General features: G+C 60.4%; 14 protein-coding genes and 1 pseudogene. 3 read left to right on the top strand and 12 right to left on the bottom strand.

Annotated features, from left to right (window positions below; translation table 11 throughout):
* Window positions 1-167: 167 nt before the first annotated feature.
* Window positions 168-683 carry a c-type cytochrome gene (locus tag AC3WUT_RS24165; protein WP_492349609.1) on the top strand — a complete coding sequence of 172 codons (516 nt, stop codon included), beginning with the start codon at window positions 168-170 and terminating at the stop codon, window positions 681-683.
* A gap of 105 nt (window positions 684-788) precedes the next feature.
* On the opposite strand, the gene AC3WUT_RS24160 is transcribed toward AC3WUT_RS24165, so the two are convergent.
* The 12 genes from AC3WUT_RS24160 to AC3WUT_RS24105 form a co-directional block, all read right to left on the bottom strand.
* The gene (locus AC3WUT_RS24160; protein ID WP_492349608.1) at window positions 789-1,331 is read right to left on the bottom strand and encodes a DUF2946 family protein; all 543 of its coding nucleotides are present in this window, start codon (window positions 1,329-1,331) and stop codon (window positions 789-791) included.
* A 13-nt stretch (window positions 1,332-1,344) separates the two neighbouring features.
* Entirely contained in the window at window positions 1,345-2,325 is a 981-nt protein-coding gene (locus AC3WUT_RS24155) for a YheT family hydrolase (protein ID WP_492349607.1), read from the bottom strand.
* 25 nt (window positions 2,326-2,350) lie between these two features.
* Window positions 2,351-2,800, bottom strand: coding sequence for a YybH family protein (locus AC3WUT_RS24150; protein WP_492349606.1), 450 nt, complete (start codon window positions 2,798-2,800; stop codon window positions 2,351-2,353).
* Window positions 2,801-2,966: 166 nt separating this feature from the next.
* Window positions 2,967-3,383, bottom strand: coding sequence for a F0F1 ATP synthase subunit epsilon (locus AC3WUT_RS24145; RefSeq protein WP_492349605.1), 417 nt, complete (start codon window positions 3,381-3,383; stop codon window positions 2,967-2,969).
* Window positions 3,384-3,458: 75 nt separating this feature from the next.
* Window positions 3,459-4,862 carry a F0F1 ATP synthase subunit beta gene (atpD, locus tag AC3WUT_RS24140; protein WP_492349604.1) on the bottom strand — a complete coding sequence of 468 codons (1,404 nt, stop codon included), beginning with the start codon at window positions 4,860-4,862 and terminating at the stop codon, window positions 3,459-3,461.
* A 41-nt stretch (window positions 4,863-4,903) separates the two neighbouring features.
* Window positions 4,904-5,770 (bottom strand): F0F1 ATP synthase subunit gamma, encoded by an 867-nt coding sequence (atpG, locus tag AC3WUT_RS24135; RefSeq protein WP_492349603.1) that lies wholly within the window; start codon window positions 5,768-5,770, stop codon window positions 4,904-4,906.
* A gap of 40 nt (window positions 5,771-5,810) precedes the next feature.
* The gene (gene atpA / locus AC3WUT_RS24130; RefSeq protein WP_492349602.1) at window positions 5,811-7,364 is read right to left on the bottom strand and encodes a F0F1 ATP synthase subunit alpha; all 1,554 of its coding nucleotides are present in this window, start codon (window positions 7,362-7,364) and stop codon (window positions 5,811-5,813) included.
* Window positions 7,365-7,409: 45 nt separating this feature from the next.
* Entirely contained in the window at window positions 7,410-7,952 is a 543-nt protein-coding gene (locus AC3WUT_RS24125) for a F0F1 ATP synthase subunit delta (protein WP_019575665.1), read from the bottom strand.
* Window positions 7,953-7,961: 9 nt separating this feature from the next.
* On the bottom strand, window positions 7,962-8,432 hold the full coding sequence (locus AC3WUT_RS24120; protein WP_019575664.1) for a F0F1 ATP synthase subunit B: 471 nt from the start codon (window positions 8,430-8,432) through the stop codon (window positions 7,962-7,964).
* 34 nt (window positions 8,433-8,466) lie between these two features.
* Window positions 8,467-8,736, bottom strand: a complete 270-nt coding sequence (gene atpE, locus AC3WUT_RS24115) for a F0F1 ATP synthase subunit C (RefSeq protein ID WP_007847749.1) — start codon at window positions 8,734-8,736, stop codon at window positions 8,467-8,469.
* 75 nt (window positions 8,737-8,811) lie between these two features.
* A complete protein-coding gene (gene atpB, locus AC3WUT_RS24110; RefSeq protein WP_492349601.1) occupies window positions 8,812-9,690 on the bottom strand; it encodes a F0F1 ATP synthase subunit A in 879 nt (292 codons plus the stop codon).
* A 36-nt stretch (window positions 9,691-9,726) separates the two neighbouring features.
* Window positions 9,727-10,200, bottom strand: a complete 474-nt coding sequence (locus tag AC3WUT_RS24105) for an ATP synthase subunit I (protein ID WP_492349600.1) — start codon at window positions 10,198-10,200, stop codon at window positions 9,727-9,729.
* Between the two features lie 199 nt (window positions 10,201-10,399).
* Here AC3WUT_RS24105 and AC3WUT_RS24100 point away from each other — a divergent pair.
* A pseudogene (locus AC3WUT_RS24100) lies at window positions 10,400-11,257 on the top strand (D-amino acid aminotransferase); the annotation flags it as partial.
* Window positions 11,258-11,287: 30 nt separating this feature from the next.
* Window positions 11,288-11,581 carry a YbeD family protein gene (locus AC3WUT_RS24095; protein WP_492349707.1) on the top strand — a complete coding sequence of 98 codons (294 nt, stop codon included), beginning with the start codon at window positions 11,288-11,290 and terminating at the stop codon, window positions 11,579-11,581.
* The last annotated feature ends 2 nt before the right edge of the window (window positions 11,582-11,583 follow it).

Raw genomic sequence — 11,583 nt, 5'->3', positions numbered from 1 at the left:
TGACGGACGCATGACCTTCACGCACGCCGCAGCGAATCAGGCCCGACACAAGCGATCAACTTGGCTTGCATGCAACACCCTCGGGGCAAGCCCCTGGTCAGCCAAGGGTGCCCCGTCGTTATAATCAAAAGTTAAGTTTCAAGCCTTACCACAACATTGAGGACGCCATGAGCGACATCCACGAAGACGCACACACCGGCCCGATCAAAAACCCCAAGCAACTGCTGGTGGCGGTTATTTTTTCGTTTGTCATCCCGGTGTTTCTGATCATCGGCTTGGTCGCGTATGTCACCTCGGGCAACAAGCCGGCGGTGGGTTCCGGCAATGAAGAGCGGGCTCTGGCCGAACGCATTCAAAAGGTGGGCGCAGTGGACATTCGCGATGCCAACCGCCCTCTGCGCTCTGGCGAAGAAGTGTTCAAAGCCCAATGCTCAGCCTGCCACGCCACGGGTGCAGCAGGCTCGCCGAAGTTTGGCGACGCAGCGGCCTGGGCTCCGCGCATCAAGACCGGTTTCGAATCGCTGGTGAATTCTGCCCTCAAGGGCAAGGGTGCCATGGGCGCTCAGGGCGGCGGCGATTTCTCTGACGTTGAAGTGGCGCGTGGCGTGGCCTACATGGCCAACAATGGCGGTGCGAACTTCCCCGAACCCAAGGCGCCAGCCGCCGCTGAAGAAGCCAAATAAAGTCATCGCGCTGCGCCCCTTGGGCTGTCAGTGTGAAAACGCCGGTCTCATAGGCCGGCTTTTTCATTTCTGCATCGACTGCTGACGCTGCCAAGACCGCGGCAATCAAGTAGCGGCAAGGCCCGCAGCGGGGCTCAGCACATAGCCAAAGCGGGCGGGCAAGCTGTCAGAGGCCACCTCCGTTGGCGTCCAAAGGCCCGCCTCCACGGAATTGGCGACATGGCCCACATCGAGGGTGTGCACCAGCCCCAGGCCCAGATCAGTCCCCAGGTAGACCCGGCCCTGTTCATCCAGCAGACAGTGTTGCACCTGAGCCTCGCGGCCCGAGTGGCTGCTGACCTGCAATGCGTCATTGATGCGCCAGATCCATGGCGTGGCTTCCAGCTCAACATAGACGCGCTGAGGCCCGTTCTGAAAATACCAGCAGCCCCGGGCATCGGGCTCGTAATTGCGCTGAATGAAGTCGATCAGTTTGTCGTGCCGCAACACGGAGCCACGGGCACCCGGTTGGCCGCTGGCGAAGCTGCCAAGGGCCTGCGCACGGTCGTCACGCATGTACCACTGGCCACGAGCATCCAGGCCCAGCCAGCCATAGCAGTCAGGCACGTTGGGCCACTTGGCCATGGCCTGTCGAACGATGTCATCCATATCGCTTCCTGATTCAAATGTGGTCTGCCAGCCAGCCGCCCACGGCGTCGGGCATGCCGCGTACATGCCCCGGCAGCCGCCCATGCGGAAAGCCCACGTGCCCCCCGTGTGCGGGTTGCCACAAGGTCACGTGCCGGCCAACCTCACCCTGACCGGGCAGGCACCAAGCCGGCACAAAGGGATCATTGCGAGCGTTGACCACCAGGGTGGGCAAACGAATGCTGGCCAGATGCGGTTTGGCAGACGCGCGCGCCCAATAATCTTCGGTGCTGCGGAAGCCGTGCAAAGGGGCGGTGAACACGTTGTCAAACTCGTACAAATCCCGCGCCTCGGCCAGGGCCTGTGGGTCAAACAGGCCTGGAAACTGCGCCAATTTCTGCAAGGCCTTGGGCTTCATGGTCTTGAGGAACATGCGCGTGTACACCAGCCGGTTGAAGCCCCTCCCAATGGCCCACCCACCCGCGGCCAGATCAATCGGTGAGCAGACCGCGGCCACGCCCTTCACGACCTGAGCCGCTGTGCTGCCGGCTTCCTCGGCCCAGCGCAGCAAGGCATTGCCACCCAATGAGACCCCCACGGCGATCACGGGGCCCCTGTGGGCGGCTTTCACGCGAGACAGCACCCAACCGATCTCTTCATGGTCACCCGAGTGGTAAGCGCGAGGGGCGAGGTTGATTTCACCACTGCAACCTCGAAAGTGCGGCACGGTGTAGGCCCAGCCACGCTCGCGGGCGTAGTCGGCAAAGGCCTCAGCGTAGTGGCTGCCGGAAGACCCCTCTAGCCCATGAAACAGCACCAGCATGGGGGCTGAGGCTGCGGACTCCGGTCCCACGCCGGGCTCCAGGAAATCGATATCGATGAAGTCGGCATCCGGCGTGCTCCAACGCTCTCGCCGGTACCGAGGCGCATGACCAAAGACGCGGCGGGAAAAGAGCGCCGGCCAGATGGTTTGAAGATTGCCACCTGGCACCCAGGCGGGGGCGACATAATTCATCAACACGGCCAAGTTGCATGGCCCCTCAATGCAGGACGGCAGGGCCATCCGTCAAGGGCAAGGGCTTGTGTGGGGTGCCGGGACTGGCATGGTGAGCCACCATGCGCCATCCCTGAGCTGTCTTGTGGTACACGTTGGTCGCGATCACCCAGGCCTCGTGCCGGCCCGCCGGTGTGTCAATTTCAATGCGTTCGATGACGCTGTGCACCGAACTGGCCAACGCCTCCACACATTGCACATGCTCCAGATGAATGGGCACGGCGCCTTGGGCCAACAGGGATTCAAAAGCGGCTCGGATGGCTCCGGCCCCGATCAGGCGGGCCCCCCCAGGATGCACGCAAACAATGTCGTCCTCGTCTGCCCAGCAGGCCATCAACTGGCCGACATCCCCTTTTTGCAAGGCGTCGTAAAACGCCACTTCAACTTCAGCGGCGGAACCGCCTACGGTGATGGCCTGAAGTTTGGCTTTGGGCATGACGATGGGCTCGGGTTCGCTGCGGGCCTTTATTCTGCCGCGCTTTGGGCAAGTGGTGCAGTTTGCCGGTCAATCGCCCCAAAAACAAAACCCCGTGCAGTTGAGGGCACGGGGTTGATGCGAGGCCCGAGCCATGCACCAGGGCATGGCCGAAAGCCGGGGCGCTTCAGCGCTTCTGACGGAACTTGCGCAGTGCCGCAATCTGAGCAGCCATGACGGCCAACTCGGACTGGGCACGGGCCAAGTCGATGTCGCTCTTGGCGTTCTTGATGGCCTCTTCGGCCGCAGCGCGGGCCTGTTTGGCCTTTTCTTCGTCGAGGTCCTTGCCGCGGATCGCGGTGTCAGACAGGACGGTCACGCAGTTCGGTTGCACTTCAAGAATGCCACCGGCCACGAACACGAATTCTTCACCGCCATCGGCCGTCTCGATGCGCACCGAGCCGGGTTTGATACGGGTGATGAGCGGCGTGTGGCCCGGCAGAATACCGAGTTCGCCTGCCTCACCAGGCAAAGCCACAAACTTGGCTTCACCCGAGAAGATCGACTCTTCGGCACTCACAACGTCAACATGAATGGTTGCCATGGCAATCCTTTTCTGGAGGCTTGACTGCACCGGAGAGGGGCTTTTTCAAACCCGACTCTCCGATGACAGAAGGCCTTAGATCTTCTTGGCCTTTTCGAAGGCTTCGTCGATGGTGCCAACCATGTAGAAGGCCTGCTCGGGCAGGTGGTCGCACTCGCCGGCCACAATCATCTTGAAACCACGGATGGTTTCAGACAGGGGCACGTACTTGCCGGGCGAGCCGGTGAACACTTCAGCCACGTGGAAAGGCTGCGACAGGAAACGTTGGATCTTACGAGCACGGGCCACCACCAGCTTGTCTTCTGGTGCCAGTTCGTCCATACCCAGAATCGCGATGATGTCGCGCAGTTCCTTGTAGCGCTGCAGCGTACCCTGCACGGCACGGGCCGTGCTGTAGTGGTCTTCACCCACCACGTTCGGGTCCAGCTGGCGGCTGGTCGAATCGAGCGGATCCACGGCGGGGTAGATACCCAGGGCGGCAATGTCACGGCTCAGCACCACAGTGGAATCCAAGTGGGCAAAGGTGGTGGCAGGCGACGGATCGGTCAAGTCATCGGCAGGCACGTAAACGGCCTGGATGGAAGTGATCGAGCCCACCTTGGTCGAGGTGATCCGCTCTTGCAGACGGCCCATTTCTTCAGCCAGCGTCGGCTGATAGCCCACGGCGGAAGGCATACGACCCAGCAGAGCGGACACTTCGGTACCGGCCAGCGTGTAGCGGTAGATGTTGTCCACGAAGAACAGCACGTCACGACCTTCGTCGCGGAACGATTCAGCGATGGTCAGACCGGTCAGGGCCACGCGCAGACGGTTGCCCGGGGGCTCGTTCATCTGACCGTAAACCATGGCCACCTTGGACTCGCCGAGGTTCTCCAGGTTCACCACGCCGGAATCGGCCATTTCGTGATAGAAGTCGTTCCCTTCGCGGGTACGCTCACCCACACCAGCGAACACCGACAGACCCGAGTGAGCCTTGGCGATGTTGTTGATGAGTTCCATCATGTTCACGGTCTTGCCCACGCCGGCACCACCGAACAGACCCACCTTGCCGCCCTTGGCGAACGGGCAGACCAAATCGATCACCTTGATGCCGGTTTCCAACAGCTCTTGCGAAGGCGACAACTCGTCATAAGCGGGTGCCTTGCGGTGGATCGAGGCGGTCAGCTCTTGGCTGACAGGACCACGTTCGTCGATAGGCGCGCCCAGCACGTCCATGATGCGACCCAGAGTGGCCTTGCCCACAGGCACCGTGATGGGTGCATGGGTGTTGGTCACGATCAGGCCACGACGCAGACCGTCGGACGAACCCAGCGCAATGGTACGCACCACGCCGTCGCCCAGCTGCTGCTGAACTTCCAGGGTCAGTGTAGATCCTTCGAGCTTCAGAGCGTCGTAGATCTTGGGCATCTGGTCACGCGGAAACTCCACGTCAACCACAGCGCCAATACACTGAACAATTTTTCCTTGAACTTGAGCCATTTTTTGCTCCAAAAATTTTTAAACCGTGACGACGACGAGGGTCAAACCGCAGCCGCGCCGGAGACGATTTCCGAAAGTTCTTTCGTGATCGCTGCCTGACGGGTCTTGTTGTAGACCAGCTTCAATTCGCCGATGACACTGCCCGCGTTGTCGGTCGCGGCCTTCATGGCCACCATGCGCGCCGACTGTTCGGATGCCATGTTTTCTGCCACGGCCTGGTAGATCAGGGATTCAACGTACCGAACCAGCAGATCGTCGATGACGGCCTGAGCATCGGGCTCGTAGATGTAGTCCCAACCATGTTCGGTCTTTTCAGCCTGCATCTGGTCGGCGGACAGGGGCAGCAGCTGCTCCAGCACCGACTCTTGCTTCATGGTGTTGATGAACTTGGTGTAACCCAGGTAGACCGCATTGATGCGGCCTTCTGCGTAGGCATCCAAGAGCACCTTCACGGGGCCGATCAACTTGTCCAGATGCGGGGTGTCACCCAGACCCGTGACGTGCGAAACCACTTTCGCGCCAACACGGTTCAGGAAACCCAGACCCTTGTTACCGATGGCGACAGCCTCCACCGACACGCCTGCACCTTGCAGTTCGCGCAGCTTGGTCGTCACGGCACGCAACACGTTGGTGTTCATGCCACCGCACAAACCCTTGTCGGTCGTGACCACGATCACCCCAGAAGTCTTCGCATCGTTCGTCTTCATGAACGCGTGCGTGTACTCGGGATTGGCCTGACCCAGGTTGGCGGCAACGTTGCGGATCTTTTCGCTGTAAGGACGGGCAGCACGCATCCGGTCCTGCGCCTTGCGCATCTTGGATGCGGCCACCATTTCCATGGCCTTGGTGATCTTCTTGGTGTTTTCCACCGATTTGATCTTGCCGCGTATTTCCTTGCCTGCTGCCATATGTGCTCCTAAAGCGTTTGTTGGGTGCTTGGAGAGCTACTTAAGCAAACGACTTCTTGAACGCACCAATGGCGGCGGTCATTTCAGCTTCGGCGTCCTTGTCCATGGCCTTGTCCTTCTCGAGCTTGGCGAGCAGGGCAGCATGGCTGGTCTTCAGGAACTGGTGCAGGCCGTGTTCGAAGGCCAGAACCTTCTTGACGTCGATGTCGTCCAGGAAACCCTTGTTGACCGCGAACAGCGTAGCGCCCATCAGCGAAATGGGCTGCGGGCTGTACTGAGCCTGCTTGAGCAATTCGGTCACGCGGGCACCGCGGTCGAGCTGCTTGCGGGTGGCTTCGTCCAGGTCGGAAGCGAACTGCGCGAAGGCAGCCAGTTCACGGTACTGGGCCAAGTCGGTACGGATACCACCGGACAGGTTCTTGATCAGCTTGGTCTGGGCAGCACCACCGACGCGCGACACCGAGATACCGGCGTTGATGGCGGGGCGGATACCGGCGTTGAACAGGCTGGTTTCCAGGAAGATCTGGCCGTCAGTGATCGAGATCACGTTGGTCGGAACGAAGGCAGACACGTCACCAGCTTGGGTTTCGATCACGGGGAGAGCGGTCAACGAACCGGTCTTGCCCTTGACTTCGCCCTTGGTGAAGGCTTCCACGTAGTCGGCATTCACGCGAGCGGCGCGTTCGAGCAGACGGCTGTGGAGATAGAACACGTCGCCAGGGAAAGCTTCACGGCCTGGGGGACGGCGCAGCAGCAGCGACACCTGACGGTAAGCCACAGCTTGCTTGGACAGATCGTCATAAACGATCAGCGCGTCTTCACCACGGTCGCGGAAGTATTCGCCCATCGTGCAGCCCGAGTAGGCCGACACGTACTGCATGGCAGCGGATTCAGAAGCCGAGGCAGCCACCACGATGGTGTAGTCCATGGCGCCAGCCTGCTCCAGAGAGCGCACGACGTTCTTGATGGACGAGGCCTTCTGACCAATCGCGACGTACACGCAGGTGACGCCTTGGCCCTTCTGGTTGATGATGGCATCGATGGCCACGGCCGTCTTGCCGGTCTGGCGGTCGCCAATGATCAACTCGCGCTGACCACGGCCCACGGGCACCATCGAGTCGATGGACTTCAGACCGGTTTGCAGCGGTTGACCCACGGATTCACGGGCGATCACACCAGGTGCCACCTTTTCGATCACGTCGGTCATCTTGGCGTTGATCGGACCCTTGCCGTCGATAGGCTGGCCCAGGGCGTTCACCACACGGCCAATCAGTTCGGGGCCCACGGGCACTTCCAGAATGCGGCCCGTGCACTTCACGGTGTCGCCTTCGGAGATGTGCTCGTACTCGCCCAGAATCACGGCGCCGACGGAGTCGCGCTCCAGGTTCAGGGCCAGACCGTACGAAGGCACGCCTTCAGCGTTGGCCGGGAATTCGAGCATTTCGCCCTGCATCACGTCAGACAGGCCATGCACGCGAACGATACCGTCGGTCACGGACACCACGGTGCCCTGGTTGCGGATGTCAGCGCTGCCAGCCAGCCCTTCGATGCGGCTCTTGATCAATTCAGAAATTTCTGCGGGATTGAGTTGCATGACTCTTTCCTTCTTTCTTTGTTTAGCCGAGGCACAAGGCCGCGGTTACGCGGCCAGGGCCGCTTTCATTTGTTCGAGGCGCGCTTTGACCGAGGTGTCGAGCACTTCGTCGCCCACTGCCACACGGACACCACCAATCAAGGTGCTGTCGGTTTCGACGGTCAGGTTGAGCTTGCGGCCAAAACGCTTTTCGAGCGAGGCGGCGAGGTCTGCCAGGGCAGCACCATCGATCGGGAATGCGCTGTACACAACGGCATCCGACGAACCGCTCTGGGCATTGACCAGCTTGCGGAACTGGGCAGCGACTTCGGGCAGTGCCTGCAGACGACCGTTGTCGATCACCGTTCGCAGGAAGTTCTTGCCCTGATCGGGCAGAACGTACTTGGTCAGGCCGGCCACCAGGTCAAAGACCTGCTGGGCACTGACCTTCGGGCTCTCGGCAAACTGCTTGAGCTGGGCGTCGGCTGCAATCGCAGCCAGCTCGTCCAGCCAGCCGGCCGTGGCGTTGAGATCAACGCCTGCGGTCGAAGTGCTGGCCTTGAACAAGGCCTCGGCGTAAGGACGGGCAATGGTGGCGAGTTCAGCCATGGTTGCTCCTTACAGCTCAGTCTTCAGGCGATTCAGCAGATCGGCGTGAACGCCGGCATCGACTTCCTTGCGCAGGATTTGCTCGGCACCCTTGACGGCCAGCACGGCGACCTGCTCACGCAGGGCCTCGCGGGCCTTGACCGATTGCTGCTCAGCCTCAGCCTTGGCAGCGGCAACGATCTTGTTGCCTTCTTCGGTGGCACGGGCCTTGGCCTCGTCGATGATGGCCTGAGCACGACGCTCGGCATCAGCCAGACGCGATGCAGTTTCGGTGCTGGCGGCGGCCAATTCCTTCTTCACGCGCTGATCTGCAGCGGCGAGTTCGGTTTTGGCACGGTCGGCAGCAGCGAGACCATCGGCGATTTTCTGGGCACGTTCATCCAGCGCTTTCGCGATCGGGGGCCACACGAATTTCATCGTGAACCACACCAAGATCAGGAATACGATGGCCTGAATGAACAGGGTCGCATTGATACTCACGGCAACACCTTTCTAGAGTGGCGTTGAACGGGAATTACTTGGGCAGGTTGGCCAAGAAGGTCGAAGCAAACGGGTTGGCGAAGGCGAACAGCAGAGCGATAGCCACGCCGATCAGGAAGGCTGCGTCGATCAGACCGGCCAAGATGAACATCTTGGTTTGCAGTTCGTTGATCAGTTCAGGCTGACGAGCCGACGATTCGAGGAACTTGCCACCCATCAGGGCGATGCCGATAGAAGCGCCGATAGCGCCCAGACCAACGATCAGACCACAAGCCAGAGCGACGAGACCGAGAATGTTTTCCATGATGACTCCTAATTAAGAAACGGATGGTTGAGGAAAGAAAAAACGAAACGAAATCAGAGGGCGCCTGGTGAGCGCTTAGTGGGCGTTGTGCGCCTGACCCAGGTAGATCAGCGCGAGCATCATGAAAATGAAGGCTTGCAACGTGATCACGAGGATGTGGAACAGCGTCCAGATGGTGCCGGCGATGATGTGGCCGACAGGCAGCAGAACACCAGAGAGCGAGAGCGCAGCGGCGCCGCCCATCAAGGCGATCAACATGAACACCAGCTCGCCAGCGTACATGTTGCCGAACAGTCGCATGCCGTGAGACACGGTGTTGGCGACGTATTCGATGATTTGCATCAAAAGGTTGATCACGCCCAGAACCAGGGCAAAGATGGGGTTCTTGCTGGTGCCAAAAGGCGCAGACACCAGTTCGTGAGCCCAGCCGCCGGCGCCCTTGATCTTGATGCTGTACCAGAAGCGCAGCAGCAGGACGGCAAAAGCCAGGCCCAGGGTGGTGGAGAGGTCGGCCGTGGGAACGATGCGCAGGAAAGCATGATGGGCTTCACCGCCATTGGCTTCGTAGACTTTGCCCCAAAGTGCGGGCAGCAAATCGACCGGCAGCATGTCCATGAAGTTCATCAGGAAGATCCAGACAAAAACCGTCAGACCCAGGGGAGCGATGAACTTGCGGCTTTCGGCGCTGTGGATGTTGGCCTTGGCCTGGTTGTCGACCATTTCAACCAGGATTTCGACAGCAGCTTGAAAACGGCCCGGCACGCCCGAGGTGGCCTTGCGCGCAGCAGTCAAGAGCAAGATCAGCGCGACGACGCCCAACAGACCGGCCACGATCAACGAATCAAAGTTGATCACTGAAAAATCAACAATCGCTTTCTGCTGGACGTTCTGCAGATGCTGCAAGTGGTGAACGATGTACTCACTCGCTGTCGGACCGTGTTCTGCTGCGCTCATCTTTCAACTCTTTCTTTTGACTCTTCAAACGAAGAGTCAAGTCGGTTTAACAGACCTGGTCTGCACCCACAGTGCAAACCAGTACATTTTCAGCGTGACGACCATGCCGGCCAACAACGCCAGCCAGACCACCTCAGGCAACACCCAAGGTGCAGCAGCCAGCAAGGCCACCGTCAGGACGATCTTCACGAGCTCCCACCCAAACAACCCGGTGACCGCAGTACCCGGATTGCCAGACGACATGTGCTTGCGCACCCCTCGGGCAAACAGTGCGGCAGGAATCACCACCGCCATCGCGCCGTAGGCAGCAGTCCAACCGGCTGCTGGCCGTCCAGTCAGGCCCCAGGCAGCCAAGGCCACCAGACACCCAACCAGAGCCTGAACCGCCAGAACACGCCCCAATGAAACGGGCGCAATTCTTGCACGAAGCTGCTGCGCTTCTTCAGCAGTCAGCGGCTTGAAATCAGACTCTTCCGCCTCATCTTCAGGAACTGGCGCGATTGTGTTCATTCTTGGTTACGCCAGGGTTACACGCCTGAATTTCAGCAAAGCCATTGATTATAAGTAAAAACCCGCAACGTCAACGCTTGTAAAGCAGTCCACTCGGGAAAGGCCCTAGGTCAAAGGTGTTTTGACTTAGGTCGAGCGAATGGGCAAGCTTGGGTCAGCCACGTCTGCACGGCCTCAGGCCTGCGGGGATAATTTCACCATGCAAGCACTACCCGACACCCTCTGCTACCTCAACGGCGACTATACCGCCCTCCAAGATGCCCGCATCAGCGTGCTTGACCGAGGCTTCATTTTTGGCGACGGCATCTATGAGGTCATTCCGGTCTATCAGGGCCGCCTGTTCCGCTTCGATGAACACCTGGCTCGACTGTTCCGCTCGCTGGCCGAGGTGCAAATTCCCAACCCCCACACGCCTGAACAGTGGCGCCAGATCGCAGATGCGCTGGTCGAACGCAACGCCGCAAGTGCCACAGGCGAAGAGACCGTCTACATCCAGGTCTCCAGAGGTGTGGCTCCGCGCGATCACGCCATGCCCCAAGGCATCACCCCTACGGTGTTCGCCATGATCAACCCGCTGAAAGCTCAATCAGCCGCCGCCCGCGAAAACGGCGTGGCATGCGTGACAGCCGAAGACTTCCGCTGGAAGAAAGGGCACATCAAGAGCACCAGCCTGCTCAGCGCCGTGCTGGCGCGCCAGATCAGCGTCGAAGCCGGCGCCACCGAGACCATCCTGTTACGAGACGGTTACCTCACCGAAGCCTCGTCCAGCAACGTCTGGGTGGTGAAGGATGGCCGCGTGCTGGGCGCGCCCCGCGACGGCCTGGTACTGGAAGGCATCCGCTACGGTCTGATCGAGACCCTGTGCAAAGAAGCCAACATCCCTTTCGAACTGCGTCGCATCAGCGAGGCTGAATTGCGCAACGCCGACGAGGTGCTGCTGTCGTCGGCCACCAAGGAGGTGCTGGCGGTGTCACGCCTTGACGACCAACCAGTGGGCAGCGGTCGCCCTGGGCCGGTGTACGCCCAGCTCTATGCCGGCTACCAACGCGCCAAGCAAGGCGCCCCTGCGGCGCCCGCCATCGATGCAGTGCCGGCAGCCCCAACCGCCGTCACGCCTCCTGCACAGGAATCACTGATCGAGTTTCCCAGCCTGTTTCCGATCAAGGTGATGGGGCCGAAAGTGGAAGGCTTTGTCGAGACCATGACCGCGATCGCCACCGAGCACGACCCCAGCTTTGAGATGACGCGCGTGCAACTGCGCGACAGCTCCGGGGGCAAGTACCTCAGCGTGACCCTGACCGTGACGGCCACCAGCCGCGAGCAACTCGACAACCTGTACCGGGCACTGACCGCCCACCCCCTGGCCAAATACGTGCTCTGAGA

The sequence above is a fragment of the Curvibacter sp. EU05-FHT14A10 genome (genome assembly GCF_058791075.1).
Note: the sequence above shows the minus strand (reverse complement) of the source record. Positions and strands in the feature narration are given on the sequence as shown.